Origin of the sequence: Candidatus Nucleicultrix amoebiphila FS5 (genome assembly GCF_002117145.1) — a bacterium.
Lineage (GTDB): Bacteria > Pseudomonadota > Alphaproteobacteria > Caedimonadales > Nucleicultricaceae > Nucleicultrix > Nucleicultrix amoebiphila.
This window is the reverse complement of record NZ_CP008743.1, coordinates 1,811,589-1,832,500: the sequence shown is the minus strand read 5'-3', so window position 1 is coordinate 1,832,500 and position 20,912 is coordinate 1,811,589. Positions and strand designations below refer to the sequence as shown.

At 40.1% G+C, this 20,912-nt stretch carries 22 protein-coding genes (1 of these 22 only partly in view); 10 read left to right on the top strand and 12 right to left on the bottom strand.

Features of this window, described 5'->3' with window-relative positions; translation table 11 throughout:
- The 3 genes from GQ61_RS09060 to GQ61_RS09050 form a co-directional block, all read right to left on the bottom strand.
- A protein-coding gene (locus GQ61_RS09060) for an SEL1-like repeat protein (protein WP_085785024.1) crosses the window boundary here: on the bottom strand, window positions 1-700 show its 5' portion. Its footprint begins 209 nt before the window's first position; the window shows 700 of its 909 coding nt (coding positions 1-700); the start codon lies at window positions 698-700; its stop codon lies off the left edge, out of view.
- A gap of 125 nt (window positions 701-825) precedes the next feature.
- Window positions 826-2,169 carry a polyhydroxyalkanoate depolymerase gene (locus tag GQ61_RS09055; RefSeq protein ID WP_157111186.1) on the bottom strand — a complete coding sequence of 448 codons (1,344 nt, stop codon included), beginning with the start codon at window positions 2,167-2,169 and terminating at the stop codon, window positions 826-828.
- A 64-nt stretch (window positions 2,170-2,233) separates the two neighbouring features.
- A complete protein-coding gene (locus GQ61_RS09050; protein ID WP_198157337.1) occupies window positions 2,234-2,785 on the bottom strand; it encodes an SCO family protein in 552 nt (183 codons plus the stop codon).
- 354 nt (window positions 2,786-3,139) lie between these two features.
- Here GQ61_RS09050 and GQ61_RS09045 point away from each other — a divergent pair, with 354 nt between their 5' ends.
- Window positions 3,140-4,513, top strand: a complete 1,374-nt coding sequence (locus GQ61_RS09045; protein ID WP_085785022.1) for a hypothetical protein — start codon at window positions 3,140-3,142, stop codon at window positions 4,511-4,513.
- 18 nt (window positions 4,514-4,531) lie between these two features.
- On the opposite strand, the gene GQ61_RS09040 is transcribed toward GQ61_RS09045, so the two are convergent.
- Complete coding sequence (locus tag GQ61_RS09040; RefSeq protein WP_085785021.1) at window positions 4,532-5,128, bottom strand: SMI1/KNR4 family protein; 597 nt, start codon at window positions 5,126-5,128, stop codon at window positions 4,532-4,534.
- A 210-nt stretch (window positions 5,129-5,338) separates the two neighbouring features.
- Here GQ61_RS09040 and glmU point away from each other — a divergent pair, with 210 nt between their 5' ends.
- Both glmU and glmS read left to right on the top strand, forming a co-directional pair.
- Window positions 5,339-6,682, top strand: a complete 1,344-nt coding sequence (gene glmU, locus GQ61_RS09035) for a bifunctional UDP-N-acetylglucosamine diphosphorylase/glucosamine-1-phosphate N-acetyltransferase GlmU (protein WP_085785020.1) — start codon at window positions 5,339-5,341, stop codon at window positions 6,680-6,682.
- Between the two features lie 2 nt (window positions 6,683-6,684).
- Window positions 6,685-8,505, top strand: coding sequence for a glutamine--fructose-6-phosphate transaminase (isomerizing) (gene glmS / locus GQ61_RS09030; protein WP_085785019.1), 1,821 nt, complete (start codon window positions 6,685-6,687; stop codon window positions 8,503-8,505).
- 116 nt (window positions 8,506-8,621) lie between these two features.
- Here glmS and GQ61_RS09025 read toward each other — a convergent pair whose 3' ends face one another.
- Window positions 8,622-9,350, bottom strand: a complete 729-nt coding sequence (locus tag GQ61_RS09025; protein ID WP_085785018.1) for an outer membrane beta-barrel protein — start codon at window positions 9,348-9,350, stop codon at window positions 8,622-8,624.
- A gap of 222 nt (window positions 9,351-9,572) precedes the next feature.
- On the opposite strand from GQ61_RS09025, the gene gltX reads away from it, so the two are divergent.
- The 5 genes from gltX (at window position 9,573) to GQ61_RS09000 (ending at window position 14,107) form a co-directional block, all read left to right on the top strand.
- A complete protein-coding gene (gene gltX, locus GQ61_RS09020) occupies window positions 9,573-10,910 on the top strand; it encodes a glutamate--tRNA ligase (protein WP_085785096.1) in 1,338 nt (445 codons plus the stop codon).
- A gap of 9 nt (window positions 10,911-10,919) precedes the next feature.
- The gene (gene cysS, locus GQ61_RS09015; RefSeq protein WP_085785017.1) at window positions 10,920-12,293 is read left to right on the top strand and encodes a cysteine--tRNA ligase; all 1,374 of its coding nucleotides are present in this window, start codon (window positions 10,920-10,922) and stop codon (window positions 12,291-12,293) included.
- 8 nt (window positions 12,294-12,301) lie between these two features.
- On the top strand, window positions 12,302-13,060 hold the full coding sequence (locus GQ61_RS09010) for an RNA methyltransferase (RefSeq protein WP_085785016.1): 759 nt from the start codon (window positions 12,302-12,304) through the stop codon (window positions 13,058-13,060).
- A gap of 87 nt (window positions 13,061-13,147) precedes the next feature.
- A complete protein-coding gene (gene rpsD / locus GQ61_RS09005) occupies window positions 13,148-13,762 on the top strand; it encodes a 30S ribosomal protein S4 (RefSeq protein WP_085785015.1) in 615 nt (204 codons plus the stop codon).
- 90 nt (window positions 13,763-13,852) lie between these two features.
- Complete coding sequence (locus GQ61_RS09000) at window positions 13,853-14,107, top strand: hypothetical protein (RefSeq protein ID WP_085785014.1); 255 nt, start codon at window positions 13,853-13,855, stop codon at window positions 14,105-14,107.
- Here the strand turns inward: GQ61_RS09000 and grxD are convergent.
- Both grxD and GQ61_RS08990 read right to left on the bottom strand, forming a co-directional pair.
- Window positions 14,104-14,433: a Grx4 family monothiol glutaredoxin gene (gene grxD, locus GQ61_RS08995; RefSeq protein ID WP_085785013.1), complete on the bottom strand. Its 330-nt coding sequence runs from the start codon at window positions 14,431-14,433 to the stop codon at window positions 14,104-14,106. The two genes, GQ61_RS09000 and grxD, sit on opposite strands and share 4 nt — an antisense overlap.
- Window positions 14,434-14,449: 16 nt before the next feature.
- Window positions 14,450-14,680, bottom strand: a complete 231-nt coding sequence (locus tag GQ61_RS08990) for a BolA/IbaG family iron-sulfur metabolism protein (protein WP_085785012.1) — start codon at window positions 14,678-14,680, stop codon at window positions 14,450-14,452.
- Between the two features lie 110 nt (window positions 14,681-14,790).
- Here GQ61_RS08990 and GQ61_RS08985 point away from each other — a divergent pair, with 110 nt between their 5' ends.
- Both GQ61_RS08985 and GQ61_RS08980 read left to right on the top strand, forming a co-directional pair.
- Window positions 14,791-15,096: an ATPase inhibitor subunit zeta gene (locus tag GQ61_RS08985; RefSeq protein WP_198157336.1), complete on the top strand. Its 306-nt coding sequence runs from the start codon at window positions 14,791-14,793 to the stop codon at window positions 15,094-15,096.
- A 4-nt stretch (window positions 15,097-15,100) separates the two neighbouring features.
- On the top strand, window positions 15,101-15,778 hold the full coding sequence (locus tag GQ61_RS08980; RefSeq protein WP_085785010.1) for a hypothetical protein: 678 nt from the start codon (window positions 15,101-15,103) through the stop codon (window positions 15,776-15,778).
- Here the strand turns inward: GQ61_RS08980 and apaG are convergent.
- From apaG to galU, 5 genes are all read right to left on the bottom strand, one after another.
- Window positions 15,775-16,176, bottom strand: a complete 402-nt coding sequence (gene apaG, locus GQ61_RS08975) for a Co2+/Mg2+ efflux facilitator ApaG/CorD (protein ID WP_085785009.1) — start codon at window positions 16,174-16,176, stop codon at window positions 15,775-15,777. The two genes, GQ61_RS08980 and apaG, sit on opposite strands and share 4 nt — an antisense overlap.
- 74 nt (window positions 16,177-16,250) lie before the next feature.
- A complete protein-coding gene (locus GQ61_RS08970; protein ID WP_085785008.1) occupies window positions 16,251-17,255 on the bottom strand; it encodes a glycosyltransferase family 9 protein in 1,005 nt (334 codons plus the stop codon).
- A gap of 5 nt (window positions 17,256-17,260) precedes the next feature.
- On the bottom strand, window positions 17,261-18,637 hold the full coding sequence (gene pgmG, locus GQ61_RS08965; RefSeq protein WP_085785007.1) for a phosphoglucomutase/phosphomannomutase PgmG: 1,377 nt from the start codon (window positions 18,635-18,637) through the stop codon (window positions 17,261-17,263).
- Between the two features lie 2 nt (window positions 18,638-18,639).
- A complete protein-coding gene (locus GQ61_RS08960; RefSeq protein ID WP_085785006.1) occupies window positions 18,640-19,983 on the bottom strand; it encodes a UDP-glucose dehydrogenase family protein in 1,344 nt (447 codons plus the stop codon).
- Window positions 19,984-20,889, bottom strand: a complete 906-nt coding sequence (galU, locus tag GQ61_RS08955) for a UTP--glucose-1-phosphate uridylyltransferase GalU (protein ID WP_085785005.1) — start codon at window positions 20,887-20,889, stop codon at window positions 19,984-19,986.
- Window positions 20,890-20,912 lie beyond the last annotated feature (23 nt).

Sequence of the window (20,912 nt, the reverse complement as noted above, 5' to 3'; positions counted from 1 at the left end):
TCATCTCAGGGATGCGATCTGCCTTGACGAATGTTGATTTCGTCAGTGTATCGTCGAGCACATAATGTTTATGCCTGAGTTTCCCCAAATATCTCATCCCTACATCATCTCCTGACTCTGCAGCAATTTTAAAAAAAGCTTCTGCTAAAGGAATATTTTTCTTCAGACCCAAAAGACCATATCGATTGAGGAGACCGTAAGCAGAAAGTGCAGGTAGATAACCTGATTCTGCTGACTGCTCGAGTTTTGTGACAATCGTATAGCAGTCAAGATTTCGATCTTTACGTTTTGCTTTATGTCTTTTCTTAATGAGTTCAAGAGCTTCTTTAAAATCATTTTTGGCGTGTTCATTTTTCTTTTTATTCTTTGTTAACTTGAAATACTTCATTAATCGCACTTTGATAGCAGCATCATAAGGAATATCTTCTTTAAAGACGGTTGTTTCATTAACTTGCATTAACTGATCAACCACATGATCAATATCAGTCACAAAAGTAGAATCTGGTGTTTTTTTAAGAGGAAAGTTTTTTAAAAGGCTCTTCTCCCGACTTTTCTTATTTAACGTGTAACTTTCCCCCCCCTTTTTTAGCAACCGCTCTTTTACCTCTCCTTCGTCTAAATCTTTTAAATACAAGCTATTTACAGGACTTGTTAATAAAACACTTCCTAAAAAAGCCCAAGAGAATACATGTCTTATCATGCTTAGCTCCCTGATCCTGAAACTGTTAAAACATTCATCATTTAAGATATAGAGATAGTCTCAACAGCTATCTTCCTCTGCAGGAGCTAAAAAAACGTAAATTTTTGACTAAGCACGCTATTCCTTTAAGAAACTTTTCGTTTTAAAGACGTTATACTTGAAGGCGATTGATTGCTTTCCACGTGTTTAATAAAATCACGAATGACAGGCGCGATGGACTCTCTCCACCGTTTACCATTAAAAACGCCGTAGTGACCAACCCCTTTTTGTAAATAATGCTTTTTCATGTTTTGAGGAATGTTTGTGCATAAGGCCTGAGCAGCTTCTGTTTGTCCAACTCCAGAAATATCATCCTTTTCTCCCTCTACAGTCAATAAAGCAGTTCTGCGAATAGCTTTTGGATCAACAGTTTCTCCCTTCCAACGCATAGTCCCCAAAGGTAAATTGTGGTGTTGGAAAGCGATTTCAACAGAGTCTAAGAAATAATCAGCAGGCAAATCTAATACAGACCTATACTCATTGTAAAAACGTCGATGCGCTTCAGCACTATCATCGTCCCCCTGCACGAGATGATTGAAATGATCAAAACTCGCATTAAGATGACGTTCGAGATTAAGGCTCATAAATCCTGCTAACAGAATAAAACCAGGACATACACGACGCAAAGCTCCTGGATAATAATGGGGCACACGCGCGATAACAGTTTCATCAAACCATTCAATTTTCTTTTCTTTTGCCAGTTTATTAACTTTTGTGGGATTAACGCGCGTATCTATAGGCCCCCCCATAATTGTCATCGAAAGCGGCTGACAAGGGTCATTATGCGCCGCCATTATAGAAGCAGTCGCCATCACAGGTAACGCAGGTTGACAGATGCCCATAATGTGGACGCGTTCTCCAAAAGAGTGAAGAAAATCTATCAAATACTGAATATAGTCTTCCAGCTTGAAACTTCCTTCATAAAGAGGGACATTTCGACCATTTTTCCAATCCGCTAGATACAAATCATGATCCTTTAAGAGAGTATTGACCGTATCGCGGCACAGCGTGCCATAGTGACCTGAATAAGGAGGCACCAATAATAATTTCGGCATTTTCTCGTCGGCTTGATCTTTAGTAAATTCAGAACGAATCAGTTCCTTACGAAAATGAATTAAGCGACCAAAAGGCTTATTCATCAGAACATCTTCGTGAATTTTGTAAACACACCCATTTTGAGAAACAATCTGATTAATTTCAAATGAAGGCTTTCCATAGAAATGAGTGAAACGCTCCATCATCTCCAAGTTTGCCGACATCGTTCGACCTGTCGTCGTTTTATTCAAAGGTATAAAAGGATTGGAAGTCACGCGATGAGCCATATCAAAAAGTAGATTGCTGGGCACATATGTCGCTTTTTTAAAATCAACAAAATAATACACTGCAGACATTTCTGAATGGTTTTTTTGTCGCTTATAGAATTGCCGCATGATCTATCTCCCGTATTTTTTTGTTATTTTTGAGTATCAACGATTAAGGGTTAATAAATCTTAATTAAAAATGCTTTCGCAAAATTTCTACAATTTTATCAGGCATTGTATTATGGCTGAAATGACTTAAAAATCTACCTTGTCGATCCATAAGATATACAATTGACGAGTGATCAATCAAATAATCATTACTATCTTCTCTCTCGACTTTACTCGCATAGACACCATAAGCATCCATAGCAGCTTTAATCGCCCCATCCTCTCCGGTCAAAGCGATAAATTGCTGCGGATAATTCTGCATGTATGAAGAAAGCGCATCTACCGTATCGCGATCGGGATCAATGGTAATAAAGATAGGTTGTATCTCTTGTCCTTTATCTCCAAGCATCTCAAGTGCTTCAGCAATATTATAAAGGGCTGTGGGACAAATATCTGGGCAAAAACTATAGCCAAAATAAATCAGCATGTATTTTCCACGAAAATCAATGTCCGTACGAATAACACCATTTTGATCAACCAATTTAAAAGCGCCTCCAATTTTGGCAGTCCCGGTTTCTCCTCGTTCCATCACCAAGGCATCGTTCTCATTTTTCTCAAGGGCACTGTGATTATTCATGGAATAAAATAAACTCAACACAAGGAGCGTGATTAAAAAAGCTCCTCCAGAGATATAGAGGATGCATTTTCTCGACAGAACATACTTACAAGGGAATTTAATTTTCATTTTTTTAGCTTCTTTTACCTTCTTCAACAGCAAGGCCCCTATCATTCCAAACTCTTGCAGCAAATGCAACGCATAATTCCTTTCAGTCAATAAGGTAAATTAAATTTTTAATTAAATTTTAATAAATTTTTAGTATTTATACTAACAAAATATCATGACAACTATGCAAATATTATATTGTACAAATCAACAAAAAGTATTAAATAGTATGTCATCATGCATTACTTAATGAGGAGTTTCTTGAGGATGAATCAAATCTTCAAAATGTTTATTTTAGTTGCTGTCGGGCTCATTATCCTTAAAAACCCTTTACAGGCAACGCTTTTGGAAAACCCTTTATTAGAAGATAGGGTTAGAAAAACGCTGACATTTTATGACCTTGATAGAGATTCTGAAAATTTTACCCCTTCAACTCTTAAAGAAAAGTGGGATGATTCCTCTGAGCATTCCTCCATTCCTGCAAGCCCTACCTTTCAAGAAGAGGGTACAAAAAGTGAAAGTCAGATCGTTGAAGAAGATAGCCTTGCAGAGAAAGATATCTCTCCCAAAAAAGCAAGAAAAAATGAAGAGAAGGACGAAGAATCTGAGGACACGGATCGTGATCCTTCATGGGATAACTCTTTTGAAGATTTAGAAGAATATGACACAAGTTTTCTCGAAGAAGGCAAAGGCTTATTTGACGATATAGATCCTGAAGAACTAAGAGAAGCAACGCCTGATAACTGGGGAGACAAGGCTGTTGAGCGTCGCGACGGATTAACGCGCTCTCAATATCAAGTCTTGCGTGAGATTCCAAGAAATGCAGGTGGGCTCGGCTTGAGTCCTGTGAAACCCATCGTCAGAGCCTTACGTCTAGAGCAAAAAAAGCCTGTCGCATCCAAAGAATTTCAACCTACAAAAACAAGCCCCCAAAAAAGCTATACGACGCGTCGTCAGGAAAAAGTGCGAGAGCAGGCTTTACAAGAGAGCGCACAAACACAAGCAGATAAAAGACCGTTCCAACTTTTAAGGTGGGGAAAGTATATGAAGTTTGTATCGAGTGCTAAACAAAATGGCGATATTCCTTCTGTTCAAACTCTTGTTAATAAATTTTTTGAAATTTTTGCCGATGACCCTCAACTCCAAGTCATCTCTATTGGCGCCTCAACATTTGTTGTCGATTTGTCTCTGATCGATCTATTGCTTCAGAATACAAAAGGAGAAAATAACAAATCCCTCCTAAAACGTGGATGCAACCCAGTTTTCTTTGATAAGGAAGAAGGTGCCCTGGTTCTTGAAGAAACAGATGATAGTTTTAGACTCTCTGATGATGAAAAGACAGCTCCTCTAACTCCTCTTTTAGGTAACTATATGCATCTCGTACAAGGAGCAGGAGCAAAGATCACTCTCGATGTCTCAGATATGCCAGATACACCAATGGTACAGTTTATCAGGAGAGCAAAAGAACAGGGCACGATTGTGAATCCTGTCTATCTTTGTCATCAAAAAATACATCAAGCTTTCTATGACCTCTTTAATCACAACAATGTCAGAGGACTTTCAATACATTTTGATGGTCAATTCGACAAGGAACGCAAAGCGGCCAACATAAAGTTGCTCGAGCTTATGGTGAAACCGTAAAAATCAACGGGTCCCCCTTTACTTTGAGGGGCTCGTGTTTTCACTTTCGTCGTTTTCAGGCGTATGATTAAGCTCTTTTTTATCAGCTTGCTTTGATTGCACCCACTCTAGCAAGCATCCCCATTTTTTTAGTTCCTGTACATAGGGTTTGGATTGATCTTTTTGAGAGGGGATAAAAAGGAAACGCTTAATCTCCCCTGTTTTATTATTAAAAAAATCACATTCACTACCTTGCACCCGATTAAAGGGAATCCAATCTTTGTCAATCTTACATTCACGTGCATTCTTGATCGCTTTGACAAGGTCACTTTCTTTACCATGGTTAGCGGTAATAAAGTCTGCATCTTCAAAAGTGCATCCACTTAATTTCTTTAGAAAGCTTGTTATTAATGGATGAAACTTAATGCGCAGCGATCTTTGAATTTCTAGTATTTCCTGACTGGAAGGACTCTTAAATGTGCTTCCCGAGCTTGTCTTTTGATGCGTTTCATAAATAGTTTTAAAAGCAATTTTTGTTTTTTCATCTGCATCTAAAACAACAGAAGTACTTCCATGGGAAAACCCACTGAAAATAAGACTTATAGCAAAAACCCAGCTTACTTTTTGTACTCTCATGACATCCAAATGGTTAAAATTTTATTAAAATTACCTTAATGTACAAATTCAACACCAAATTGGCAATATTTTTCTTAATAATCTTCATAAAGCTTGTCCTAGATAGCATCGAGAAGAATTCACTTGAAATTTTTCGTCACATTTAACATTCTTGGCCAACTTTCAAGCCTATGGCATTGTCAATTCAATGTTTTTAAGGAAAATTAAAAAATGAAGAGCTCACCTTCAATAGCTATTATTCTTGCAGCGGGCCAAGGATCCCGTATGAAATCATCACTGCCTAAAGTTTTACACCCTTTGGCAGGAAAACCTATTATTCAGCACATTGTTGATACGGTAAATCAAACCCAGGTTGATCAAACGATTGTTGTCCTCTCACCTCAGATGAAAGAGGTTGAAGCCTATTTAAGACGCGAAAATCCTAAAATCGAGATCGTCTATCAAGACCCTCCAAAAGGTACTGCCCATGCAGTTCTTTCTGCACGTCCTTATTTAGAAAATCTTCCTGGTAAAGTTCTCATTCTATTCGGAGATACCCCTTTTATCCAGAGCGCCACGCTGCAAAAAACTTTGGAGTCCCTTGATCAATCTCAGATTGTTGTTTTAGCCATGACTCCAAAAGATAAGCGTCAATATGCGCGCACCATTATAGGTGATGACGGATTCGTTGAAAAAATCATCGAATACAAAGATGCAAGCGAGACCGAAAAGGCCACATTTATTTGTAATTCAGGATTTATGGGCATAAAGGGAAGCTGTGCCTTATCTCTTCTTGAAAAAATACCCCCCATTAACAATGAGTATTATCTTTTTGAAGCCGTCCGTCTAGGCAATGAGAAAAACATCAAAACCCGATTTATGATGATTGAGGAATGGGAAGCACAAGGTATTAATTCCCAACAAGAACTCGCTTTTGCAGAAAATTTTTACCAAACCCAACAACGGATTAAATTCATGGATTCAGGGGTTACATTTCAAGCACCTGAAACTGTCTTTTTATCCCACGATACTATTCTTGAGCCTGGCGTAACACTTGAACCTTTTGTTTATTTTGGACCAAATGTCCATGTAAAACGTGATGCACGTATCAAAGGTTTTTCTCATATTGAAGGCGCCTTAATTGAAGAAAAAGCTGTGATCGGTCCTTATGCACGCATTCGTCCCAATACTGTCGTTGGACAAGGTGTCCGCATTGGTAACTTCGTTGAAGCGAAAAATACTGTCTTCGAAGAAGGATCTAAAGCCAATCATTTAAGCTATATTGGTGATGCACATGTGGGCAAGAAAACCAATATCGGCGCCGGAACGATCACGTGCAACTATGATGGTCTTAACAAATATAAGACTGTCATTGAAGAAAATGTATTCATTGGATCTAATACAGCGCTCATTGCTCCAATTACTATTGGAAAAGGATCAATTATTGGAGCAGGAAGTACGCTAAGCCAAAGTGTAAGCGCGGATGCGATTGCTTTGACCCGATCCGATCAACGTGAAATTAAAGAGGCCGCTGCACGTTTTCGTAAAAAGCGGATGATAAAGGAGTCTTCTTAAAGATGTGTGGAATTGTTGGAATTATTTCTTCAACGTCAGTTGTTGATCGATTGGTACAAGGAATTAAACGCCTTGAATATCGAGGGTACGACTCAACAGGGATTGCAACATTTTCTCATGGGGATCTTCACGTTAGACGCACACCGGGCAAAATCATTAACCTGGAAAAACGTCTTGAGACAAGTCCTCTAAAAGGGATGATTGGTATCGCCCACACACGATGGGCGACCCATGGACTGCCAAACGAAACGAACGCTCATCCTCATCAGAGTGATACAGTAGCTCTCGTTCATAATGGTATTATTGAAAATCATGATGAACTGCGTCGTGAATTGATGCAACAAGGGGTCGTATTCAATAGTGAAACAGACACTGAAGTTATTGTGCACTTGATTACATACTATCTCCAATCTGACACAAAACCTTTACAAGCAGTGCAAAAGGCCTTGCAACGTTTAAAGGGGGCTTATGCCATTGCCGTACTCTTTAAAGACACTCCTGATCTTCTCATTGGCGCACGCCATGGCAGTCCCCTTGCCATTGGTTATGGGGATAATGAGATGTTTTTAGGATCTGACGCCATTGCATTAAGTGGCCTTGCCCAAGAAATTTCTTATCTTGAAGAAGGTGATTTAGCGGTTCTTTCTTTAACTTCTGCACAAATCTATGATGTTCAAGGTACTCCAGTAAAACGCCCTATAGAACCAGCTCCCAAAGGCGAAGATTTGAATAAAGGCTCATTTGAGCATTTCATGGCTAAGGAAATTTTTGAACAACCAGATGTCGTACGTCAAACGTTGAGCCACTATTTGAACGTCTCTGAATCTCATTTTTATTTTCCCCCCCTTCCCTTTCATTGGCAGGATGTACCAAAAATTACAATTGTTGCATGTGGAACGGCTTATTATACTGGCGTTGTGGCAAAGTACTGGTTTGAAAAAGTAGCACGAATCCCTGTTGAAGTTGATATTGCCTCCGAGTTTCGATATCGCATGCCTCCCTTGCCCAAAAATGGGGTCGCTCTCTTTATCTCTCAATCTGGTGAAACTGCGGATACATTGGCTGCTTTTCATTATGCTAAATCTCAAGGACAACACTGCATCGGAATTGTAAACGTTCCTAAAAGCTCTTTGGCACGCCTTGTCGATGTTTGTCTTCTTACCCATGCAGGTGTAGAAATTGGTGTAGCTTCAACAAAAGCGTTCACAACACAATTAACAGTTCTCTCTGTGCTAGCCTTAGCTGCAGCAGAACAGCGCAAAGTAATTACCTCGGAAGAAGTAAAAGACTATTGTGCAGAGCTGGCGCGTTTACCCAATACTCTTGAAAAAGCTTTGACTTTAAAAGATGAGGTTAAATCTATTACTCAAGATCTGAAACATGCTTCAAACGCTCTCTATCTTGGACGGGGCACCAGCTACGCCATTGCCCTTGAAGGAGCGCTCAAACTCAAAGAAATTTCCTATATTCACGCAGAAGCCTATGCTGCAGGGGAAATTAAACATGGACCGATTGCGCTTATTGATGAGGCTATGCCGATTATCATTATCGCTCCCCATGATGACCTCTTTGAAAAAACTTTATCAAACGTCCACGAAGTCCATGCACGACAAGGCCGTATCATCTTTTTAAGTGACCCTAAAGGCCAAAAAGCTTTCACGTTAAAAGATACAGTTCGGGTGACATTACCTGAGATCTGCTCTTATCTCTCCCCGATTCTCTACACGATCCCCATTCAGCTACTCGCTTATTATACGGCTGTTGCCCGGGGGACTGATGTCGATCAACCTCGTAACCTCGCCAAATCTGTCACGGTCGAATAAAGCATTTCAATTTACACCTTAAAATAAGTCAAAAACCTCCACTTATAGGGGAGGTTTTTTTGTATAAAAAAGCCCACCAAAGGTGGGCTTTTAAATGACGGGAAATACCGTTCTAATTAGAAGCGGTACCCGATTCTCAAACGGAAATCAGACACGCGTGGTTTAGTTTTATAAGTTTGAGAGATGTTAAGCACACCACCAGGATTACCAGCTAAAGACAATTGAGGAGCATCTTTATACATAGTATAAGTCCATTCACCACCAAGATACCAATGCTTATCGAGTTTAGTTTCAAAGCCAACCCCTGTTACAAAACCTGTAAGACGTTTTTTCTTTGAGTCACTCGCTTTAATATCAAAGTTAATTCTATCATTCGTTTTTAAATCAACAGTCCATTTAGCAGTTTCCACACCAACTTTCACATAAGCTAAAAAGTGGTTATGGATAATTCCACCAATACGTGCAGCAATTCCAAAAGAATCAGACCTTTTTAAACTATATTCATCAGTTACAAGCAAGTTTCCTCCCCCGGCACGTTGACGTGTCTGAGACCCTTGTAAATTGCTAAAATCACCGGACGCTTCAAGACCAATCAAAAAAGCATTGGTGAGCATAAAATCATAACCAAATTGCAGACCACCGCGAAAACCTTTTAACCCAAGATCAACGCTATTGAACTGATTACCAGGAGCAATGGGAATAAAAAAGTTTTGGTCTGTCTTTCCAGAACCGATGCCATACCCGCCGTTCACTCCAACGTGGAAACCGTGAAACTCTTTTGAAGCCGCAATGGCTGGTGCGCTTACAAGCGCCGATGTTAACAGTGCTAAAGCAATCTTCTTCATGTCTTAACCCTTTTTTAATGGAATATTAATCAAATTTAAATCTAACCCTAGATAGCGCCCCTTAAATAAAGAAGGCAACTGAAAGAAACCCCCCTTGTCAAAATTTTTCCCACCATGTGTCTTTTTAAACACAGTTATACGCACCCCCCTAGGCAAGGTAGAGATTATCTGTTAGTTTTCTTAAAAATTAAAAACTTTGATTTTAAGGATTCCATGTCAAAAATGTCCCCTCGCGTACGTTTTGCGCCCAGTCCAACAGGTCTCTTACACGTTGGCAATGCACGCACTGCCTTAGTAAACTGCCTTTACGCCAAAAAAAACAATGGGATATTTATTTTAAGGCTCGATGACACAGATGCTGAAAGAGGCTCAGAAACTTATGCAGAAGGTATTCATCAAGACTTAAAGTGGCTGGGGATTATCCATCAAGAATATTATCGTCAGTCAGACCATCTCGAGCGTTATCAGAACGTCATTAACAAGTTAGAGCAAGTGGGTCGCTTATATCCTTGCTATGAAACTCCAGAAGAGCTTGATTTTAAAAGAAAACGGCTTTTAGCTCAAGGTCGCCCTCCAATTTATGATCGATCTTCACGCAATTTATCTTCCGAGCAGATGGAAAAATACATGCAGGAGAATCGCAAGCCCCATTGGCGATTCTTCTTAAATCCAGGAAAGATAACTTGGGATGACTTAGCCCATGGCCCCATGGAATTCGATGCAGAAAAGCTTAGTGATCCTATCCTTATTCGTGAAGATGGGAGCCCTGTTTATACACTTTCTTCTGTCGTCGATGATTTGGACATGAAAATCACGCATGTGATACGCGGAAACGATCATATTTCCAATACAGCAATTCAGATCCAACTTTACGAAGCGATCGGTGGCACGCCAGCGGACCTTCACTTTGGACATCTTCCTCTGATCGCTGGAGAGCAAGGAGAGAGCCTTTCAAAAAGATTAGGCAGTATTAGTTTGCAATCTTTGCGTGAAGAAGGCATTGATCCTATGGCTATAAATTCCTATTTAGCCAGCCTTGGAACATCAAATGAAGTCAAAGCATCTTATTATCTAGAAGCTTTAGTCACTGATTTTGATCTTAAGAAATTTGGACAGGCATCGCCTAAATTTTCCTTAGATGTTTTATGGCGTTTAAACGAAAAATTGCTTCATAATATGTCTTTCGAAATGGCAAGGCCAAAGCTCCATGCTTTAAATTTATCTCATATTACTGAATCTTTTTGGAATGCCATGCGTGGTAATTTAAAAAAGATTAAAGACATTGGGCATTATTGGTCTGTTTGTAATGAATCAATCACCCCCGTAATTGAAGATAGACCCTTTATTTTAACAGCAAAAAGCCTACTGCCAGATACCCCGTGGGACGAATTTACCTGGCAAAAATGGACTGACGCGCTAAAAGAACAAACTGGTCGCCAAGGAAAAGAGCTGTTTCGCCCCTTAAGACTAGCACTGACGGGGGAAGAGCATGGCCCTGAGATGAAAAAGCTTCTCCTGGCTATTGGTCCTGAAAAAACGATTGAAAGACTTTCTGTTTAAAGGACGACGATGACGATTATCCTTTATAATACCCTTACTCAATGCCGCGAAGAGCTTGTTCCAATAACGCCTGGCGAAGTCAAAATGTATGTCTGCGGACCAACAGTTTATGACCGTGCCCATATTGGGAATGCGCGCCCCTATGTTGTTTTTGATGTTCTTTTTCGACTTCTACAAATTTTTTATAAAACGACTTACGCACGTAATATCACTGATATTGAAGATAAAATTATTGTAGCCTCAAAAGAATCTGGAGAACCCATAAGCGCCTTAACTGAACGCACAACCAGACTATTTCATGAAGACATGGCCACCATAGGTATTTTACCTCCGACCATTGAACCTCGAGCCACGATGCACATTCAAGAAATGATAGATATCATCGAAACTTTGATTCAAAAAGATCATGCTTACGAAGCACAAGGACATGTTCTCTTCAATGTGAAAAGCTTTAAAGACTACGGCACGCTATCAAAACGCAATCTCGACGATATGCTGGCTGGTGCACGGGTTGAAATAGCACCTTATAAAAAGGATCCTATGGATTTTGTGTTATGGAAACCTTCAACCGATGATGTGCCCGGTTGGCCGAGTCCTTGGGGAAGAGGACGACCTGGTTGGCATATAGAATGCTCAGCAATGAGTTGTAAGCATCTTGGAACCAGCTTTGATATTCATGGCGGGGGACGTGACTTGATTTTTCCACACCACGAAAATGAAATTGCTCAAAGCCAAGCTGCGTTTGGAAATAATAGCTTTGCTCGGCTATGGATGCACAACGGCATTCTAACCGTTAATGGCGAAAAAATGTCCAAATCCTTAGGTAACTTCTTTACAGTGAGGGATCTGCTCGATCAAGCTGACGGAGAAACAATACGCCTTGCACTTCTCTCAACCCATTATCGGCAACCTTTAGATTGGAAAGATACTACCCTTGCACAAGCTAAAAGTACGCTTGATCGCTTTTACACTGCATTAAAAGATTATGAGTTGCATGAGGAACCGTCTTATGATGAAGCGTTCATAGCTATCTTGCAAGATGATCTCAATACGCCAAAAACATTAACATGGTTGCACAGCCTTGTGTCAGACATTCATGCAGCCGAGTCTTCTCTTGAGAAAGCGCAAATGCAAGCTATCTTAAGAAAAAACGCAAGTCTTCTTGGAATCTTACAACAAGATCCAAAGATTTGGTTTCAAAAGACTGTTCAAAAACAGGCGCATACTCTCGAAATTCCTCAAATAGAGCAATTGATCCTGGAACGCCAATCAGCACGCTTTAATAAGGATTTTGCTCAGGCCGATAGCATCCGCAAGACTCTAGAAGAAAATGGAATTATCCTTGAAGATAGCCCAAAAGGCACGACTTGGCGTCGAGTATAAGGATTCAAATGTTTCCAGTAATGATATTAATCGATCCTCAATTAGGAAGAAATATTGGCAATACCGCGCGGGCTATGCTCAATTGTGGTCTTCAAGAATTGCGTCTTGTGCGCCCCCCCCTCAATTGGCTTAATGAAAACACCCGAGCTCTTTCAGCAGGCGCAGACATCGTTTTAGATAATGCTCAGTGTTTCGAGAATGTTGAATCAGCAACTGCTGATCTTCATCGTCTTTATGCGACGACAGCCCGTCATCGAGATATGGTGCAAGAAGTGATGACCCCGCGACATTTTGCAAAAATCGTAACGCCGCTTTATCAATCAGGTCAAAGAATTGGCGTGCTTTTTGGTCCTGAGAAGTGTGGTCTCGAAAATGATGATCTCGGCCGCGTTAAAGGAGTCATAAAAATCCCTGTTAATCCTGAATTTAGCTCATTTAACCTATCGCAAGCCGTTCTCATTCTTGCTTATGAAATTTTTCTGGCTTCTAGCCTCAATGATTCAAGAGAAAGTCATTTAAATCATGGTAATTCTGACCTTGCCAAGAAAGAAGAAGTGGATGGTTTTCTAGATCAGTTATTAGATGAATTAGATAAAGCAGGCTATCTTAGACCAGAACACAAAAAATCGATTATGCAACGCAATTTAAGAAATATTTTTTCCCGCATTGACATGACCTCTCAAGAAGTGCGTACATTAAGGGGAGTCGTCTCAAGTTTGGTGAATCCAAATGGCATTTTTTCGCGTCCAAGACGACGGCCAAGGTAAAATTGAAAATAAACAATTTGACAAGGCACATAAAATTACTATAGTTGCTGGCTTTAGGTAAGATTTTCTTGATTATGGAAGTGATGAATGACAAAGCGCTTAAGTTCAAAATATAAAATTGATCGTCGGTTGGGATTAAACCTATGGGGACGCCCCAAAAGTCCAGTAAACTCCAGAAATTATGGCCCTGGTCAGCATGGTCAAAAGCGCAATAAGCCTTCAGACTACGGCTTACAATTGCAAGCTAAACAACGCTTAAGAGGTTACTACGGCAATATCAATGAAAGGCAATTCCGTCGCTTCTATAAAGAAGCAGTACGTCGCCGCGGTGATATCAGCGAAAACCTCATTGGTCTCCTCGAGAGACGATTGGATGCCGTTGTTTATCGTATGAAGTTCGTTCCAACGGTGTTCGCAGCACGTCAATTCGTAAACCATGGTCACGTTCTAGTGAACGGTCAACGCGTCAACATTCCTTCTTACTTGGTGAAAGAAGGGGATTTGATTGAGGTAAAAGAAGCATCTCGTGAGATGGCCCTTGTGATGGCAGCATCCCAATCCAGCGAACGTGATATTCCAGATTATATGGAAGTGGATCACAAATCTATGAAGGGTAAGTTCGTAAGAACTCCTCAATTGGCTGATGTTCCTTACCCAGTAAAGATGGAACCAAATTTGGTCGTCGAATTTTACTCACGATAAAAGAGATGGAACAACACTTAAAAAAGCCAGGAATAAAACCCCTGGCTTTTTTATTGGGTAAAAAACAATAACGATAAACGGGAGATTGCAATGATTTACAAAATACTATTCAGCCTTATTTTACTTCTGCATATTTCTAGCGCTTTGAGTTCTTCAGATTTCCCTCAGGAAGAAAATGACCAAGAAACACCTTCTTCATCTACCTTTGTTTCAAAACAACCTAAAGATCCTCAGGAAAAGCAAGCTTCTTACGATTATGAAGACTTGCTTAACAGAGCCTATAGACAAATGGGGGAGTATCTTGAAGAGCGTTTAAAGCAATCTCAAACCTCGCACAAATCTTAAATATTGAGAATACCTTTTGCTTTTAAAAGGTTTTCAAATTCACCAGAAGCGAGCATATCGCGAACGATATCAGCGCCACCAACGAATTCTCCTTTAATATAAAGTTGCGGAATCGTCGGCCAATTGGTGAAATCCTTAATAGCTTGACGCATGTCCTGATTTTCAAGAATGTTCACATCTAGAAAAGGAACTTTAAATTTATTCAAAACCTGCACAACAAACCCCGAAAAGCCACACATTGGCGTTTTTTGAGTCCCTTTCATATAGAGAACCACATCATTGTCTTGAATTTGCTGTTTAATTTCATCAAATAGAGTTTGTGTCATTCTTCATCTCCTCATACTATTCGGCCCGTGTTTCCAGAGAAAGAGCATGTAATGCTCCCCCCATAATCTCTCCGAGAGCTCCATAGACCATTTTATGTTGTTCTACGCGTGATTTTCCAGCAAAACCAGCATACACAATAGTGGCCTTATAATGATCCCCATCTCCCATAGTATCTTCAATTTTGATGGAAGCTCCGATCAAATTTTCTTCAATAAGTTTTTTTAATGCATCTGCTTTAATAGCCATGACTTAAAACCCTAAGATAGACATTGCACTTGATAATTTCATGTGCGACACTTCACTATATAATGCTCATAAAAGTCAATAACTTTATAATAAGATTAATGGGTCAAAACTTGAAAAAGACAACACAATCAAATCATCCAGAAGATAACAATACCTATAAAGTTCGGGCACTCACCTATGTTTATTTAAGTGCTTGGGCGAGCAAATTGATGAAATTTTCAGAAGCCGAAACACAACAATTTGCTCAAGAGATTGTTTCCTTAAGTGTTTCCACTCCTGAAATCATCTTTGAGCACATAAAAAATATACTCCAAAAGCACAGTATCTCTGTTGATCTTGATCAACTACAAAAGCAATTTGAGGATTATCAAAGGCTCGCACGCATTCAAGTTATGGATTTAAATCGGGCTCCCTAAAGTGATGAAATCATTTAATCCCGAAAAATTTTTTGCATCTCTTTGGGTTCAGAAACTCTTATTGATTGTGGCTCCTTTTGTCCTTCATCCCGATGGTTCAAAAGCAAAAACCCCTATTGAGCAAATTCTTTCAAGCCTACACCTGAACATGCTGGCGCCTTTTATTGGGACAGGTTTTATGGTCAGTGCTTTATTTGTAACCTTTCGTATGATGAAAAAACGTTTTGTGGATCTAAGCTGGCTGGTGAATTTTGAATCCATAGAAGCTTTAACGCACATCAGCCTTGGGTTAGCTTTATTGGCTTACATAGCCTCAATTACACGTTATTTAGGGCCGCGAATTTTACGTCTTTTTATTAAGACTAAAGAAATGCCAGCTTTCTCTTTCTCTTTTTGGACGGCTCGTTATGGAGGCATAATGATGTTCTTTGGTTTTATTGCCTGGGTTTTGACTTTTATTTTTTGGATTCAACCCAGCTTGGGATGGTTGATATTTTTGCTCGTTGTAGTCGGGAGCCTCCTTTTTCTATCCTACATGGAAATAAGACGCCAATACATAAGAATCCACGATCATTATGATGCTATGATGCTCAAAAAAATAAATATCGTTGAATCAATTTTGTTTGTATTACTCAGTCTTTTTTCTGGAGCAATTTATTTTTCAGTAATCAAGATCATTTAATTAATTGTTACTGACTCCTCGGGACTATTCAAAACAAAAGTTGGAATAAGAATTTTTATTGTTCTTTCATCTTGCGTTTCCATTTCATAGTAGCCACCCATAATACCTGAGGGTGTATTTAAAGGAACACCACTTGTGTATTGATAGGATTCACCAGGTGCAAGAATAGGCATTTCCCCCACAACCCCTTCTCCCTCGACTTCTTCGACATACCCTGTCGCATCAACAATCCGCCAAAAACGACGTAATAACTGAAGAGTCTCAACACTCTGATTCTGAATGTTTATATGGTAAGCCCAAACGTAATGGGGACCATTAGGTAAGGATTCTTCTTCAACAAATTGTACTTTGACAGTGACGATGACTGAATGGGATTGAGTTAAAAAGGTATCGGACATTTCTTATCTATTTTTTTTATTATATTCCAGCAATTCATTAAGTAACTTCAGGTATAGCGTCAAGAAAAAACACCTTATGAAGCTTCTTTTGAAAAATATTTTTCCTTTAAAAGTTTTTTTTCTTCTATGAACTGAAACACTCTTTCAACTGAAATGCTGGCCATAGGTGTTTCTGTTTCCAGTTTTTGATCGGGACGAATCACAGGATAAAGATTTTTTGAATATGTTAAAGGGGGCGTAACGCCAAAAAGTCCTACAGAAGGCATATCCAGACAAGCAGCAGCATTCATAAGACTGCTGTCATTCCCTACAAATAAATCTCCATGAGATAACAATGCAAAAGAATCTTCAATCTCCAGGTCAGTCACTGCTTGTGCGTGAACACCTCCTTCGCTCATCTCTTCGACAATCCATTCAGCTTCTTTAGATTCAAAACGCGCTCCACAAATAAAAATAGTACCTCTTGCGTTTTTTTGCAGAGATAGTCCTAATTCTGCAAAATTTGAAAGAGGCCAACATTTCAAACGATCACTCGCACCAATGCCAAAGAATATCCAAGGTCTGGGCAATGCTCCAAAACGACTATCCACATAATTGAGAGATTTGGGCAACAAAGGCAATCTTCGTGATTCTTTTGCCCAATCAATACTATGGAGAGCCATTAAACTCTCAAGCTGCTCGATGGTATGTTTTTGACGCCAACGAGCATCTAAACATTTCTTAGATGTTAGAAAAAGATTTTGACGTCCCAATCCCAAACCATAACGTTCAGGTACGCCAGCAGCAAAAGGCAGAAAAGCATGCGTAACGCTCCGATGCAAAGCCCATGATTGTTGAAACTTTCGCTGACGAATTTCACGAATTGCCTTCCAAATTTCGTTCTTTTCAATATAAAGCACTTCTTCAATTATTGGCTCGGACGTTAACCAACGCTGTGCTAAGGATCGAGACTTGGTAAGCACTGTTACTTTTCCCGTCGGGGATTGTCGCGCAATTGCCCTAATATACGGTAAATACCAAATCATATCGCCGATGCCGGGATAAGCTTGGATAATTAATGTACGCGAACGTTTCGCCATCCCTCTTAGCTCACTTTCAAATTATAGTTTTTTAAATGGCTTTCTAAATCGTCTTTCAATTCTCCAAGAACCTTTTCACTCAAAGCTTCAACACGCCCTACCAAAATTTCTTGAGTATTAGAGGCCCTTAGTAACCACCAACCATTTTTTTTCACAACTCTAACGCCATCTACATCTATAAAATCTATATTATTTTTTTCCAATTCAACACGAATTGACTGAATCACTTTGAATTTATCAACGTCTTGAGCCTGAATATGCAACTCAGGCGTTGCGTAAGTTTTAGGTAGTGATAAACGCCATGCACTCAGCGGCTTTTCTTTCATGCCAACAATCCCGCAAAGACGCAAAGCTGCATAGAGCGCATCATCAAACCCAAAATTGCGATCACCAAAGAAAACATGACCGCTCATTTCACCTGCTAAAGGAGAAGAAAGTTCTTTCATTTTTGTTTTAATCAAAGAATGTCCAGTACGACTCATGAGAGGATTTCCTCCCATCTCTTTGATTTTATCAAAGAGCACCTGACTCGCTTTGACATCTGCTAATACTGTGGCGCCGGGGTGAGTTTTTAAAACTTCCTCTGCAAACAAAATAAGCAGCTGATCCCCCCAAATAATTTGGGCAGTTTCATCCACCACCCCCAAGCGATCTCCATCACCATCAAAAGCAATGCCCAGATCTGCTTTACGAGAAAGAACAGTTTGTTGTAATTCCACGAGGTTTTCAGGCACTGTAGGATCTGGATGATGTGCTGGAAAGTGACCATCAATGGTTCCATTAAGGACAATATGTTCTCCGGGCATCTTCTTGAGGAGGCGTTGGAGAGCGTTACCCATAGCACCATTCCCCACATCCCATACAACCCTTAAAGGACGTGAAGTTTCATAATGAGTCTTAAAATCTTCAAGGAGATATTCTACGTAGGCTCCTTCAAAAGCCACTTCTTCGATGCTTCCTGCGTTTTCAAAAAAATCACTTTGCGTCAAAGTTTTATACAGCTTTTGAATATTATCGCCAAAAAACGACACCCCTTTGAGCATCATTTTGAAGCCATTCATATGAGCTGGATTATGAGATCCAGTAATCATAATGGCGCCGTCAGCGTTCAAAGCTCTTTGAGCAAAATAAACCATAGGGGTGGGACCAAGACCAACATTAATGACGGCGCGTCCACTCTTTTTAAGTCCTTCTTGTAACCCCATCACAAGATCAGGTGAGCTTAAACGTCCATCATAGCCTATAACAATTTTTTGCGCCCCTTGAGCTTCAGCCATGGTACCATAGGCTCTGCCTAACTCATACGCAAACCTGTGCGTTATTTCAGTGCCTACTACCCCCCGAATGTCGTATTCACGAAAGATTTTTTGTGGATAAGACATATCTATATGACGGCCCTTAAGCCTTCTTTCGTTTTGTACACAGGAGTTCTACCGATCGACACATAATCTAATCCTGCCTGTGCCATTTCATCGGCCTTATATATATTGCGCAAGTCAATGACCATCGGAGTTTTAAGTTCATTTTTCATGCGATCAAGATCCAACGCACGAAATTCGTTCCATTCCGTAAGAATCACTACAGCTTCAGCTTTTTTCATAGGCGCATACGGATCTTCAAACCACATAACATTAGGCAAAAGCTCTTTGGCTTCTTCCATTCCTTTTGGATCATAGGCTCGTACTTCAGCTCCCTGTTTTTGAAGTCCTGGTATAATGTCTAAACTCGGACTTTCTCTCATATCATCCGTATTTGGCTTAAAAGTAACCCCTAAAACCGCAATGCTCTTTCCTTGAACAGTTCCACCACAAGCTGCAATAATTTTATTCACCATTTGTTTTTTACGTTTATCATTACTTGAAACAACAGTGTCTACAATGATCAAGGGAGAACCATAATCATTTGCTGTTTGGGCCAGCGCCAAGGTGTCCTTCGGAAAACATGAGCCTCCATAACCTGGGCCCGCATGAAGAAACTTACCACCAATCCGTTTATCTAATCCCATACCCTTTGCAACTGCTTGCACATCGGCACCAGTTTTTTCACATAAATCTGCAATTTCATTGATGAAGGCTATTTTAGTCGCCAGAAAAGCATTTGATGCATACTTCGTAAGCTCAGCTGTCTCTAGGCTCGTCATCACCAAAGGTGTTTCAATAAGGTATAAAGGACGATAAAGCTGACGCATCAATTCTTCGGCACGTGCACTACTGCAGCCAATTACCACACGATCAGGTCTCATAAAATCTTCAATCGCCGACCCTTCTCTTAAAAACTCGGGATTGGAGACAACATCAAACTCTGCCTTAGGATTGGTCTTTTTTAAAATCTCCTCAACCTTTCGGCCTGTCCCTACAGGTACAGTGGATTTAGTCGCAATAATAGTATATCCCTCTAAGGATTGGCCAATTTCCTCAGCAGCCGCAAATACATAAGAAAGATCTGCATGACCGCCACCACGACGCGTCGGTGTCCCTACTGCTATAAACACGATATCCGCTTCTTTTACAGACGCCTTGAGGTCAGTTGAAAATTCGAGACGTCCCGCTTTAACATTATCTGTTACCAGCTGCTCTAATCCAGGTTCATAAATCGGAATAATCCCTCTTTTAAGAGCTTCGATTTTTGTTTGATCTTTGTCTACACAAGTTACATGAACACCAAATTCTGCAAAGCACGTGCCAGAAACTAGGCCTACATATCCTGTGCCAATAACTGAAATGCGCATTTAAGCTCCTTTAATTTTAACGTTTTGAGAATGCTCAGAGATCTCATCATAAAGTGCTTGAATCTCTTGAGTGACGGATTGTTTAAGATCGTCTCGTTTAAAAGCAACATTAAGATTTGCTGCTAACAACCCCTCTTTTGAACCACAGTCAAAGCGGCGTCCCTTAAATCTATATCCCACAAAAGGATATTTTCCTATCATCGGAATAAACGCGTCAGTTAATTGGATTTCACCGCCAGCACCTCGCTCTTGACGCTCTAAATGCGTAAAAATTTCAGGAAGTAAAACATAACGCCCGATAATCGCGACATTAGAAGGAGCTTTATCAACAGGAGGTTTTTCAACCACACCCTTTGCCCACACTTTATTTCCCTCATCTCTGTCAACATCCAAGATGCCATAGCGAGAAACGTTCTGTTGCGGAACATTTGTCACTGCAACCATATTTCCGTCATCGTAAGCCTCAACCATTTGCTTTAAACAAGGCTGATCACTTAAAATAAAATCATCGGCAGAAAGAACGGCAAAAGGTTCATCATTAATCAAATGGCGCGCACACCATACGGCATGTCCTAGCCCCAAAGGTTCCTGTTGACGCAAATAACAGATGCTACCGGGGGCTCGCACAAGTCCTGATAGGTCATCTAAGGCATTGTTATTGCCTCTATCCTTAAGCATCGACTCAAGCTCAAAAGAATGATCAAAGTGATCTTCAATAGAAGTCTTTCCACGTCCCGTTACGAAAATAAATTCTTCAATGCCAGCGGCGGCAGCTTCTTCAACGGCATATTGAATCAATGGTTTATCCACCACAGGAAGCATTTCTTTTGGCATCGCTTTAGTTGCAGGCAAAAAACGTGTTCCTAGCCCCCCAACAGGAAAAATGGCTTTACGAACTTTTTTCATATCCTATCCATGATTTATACAAC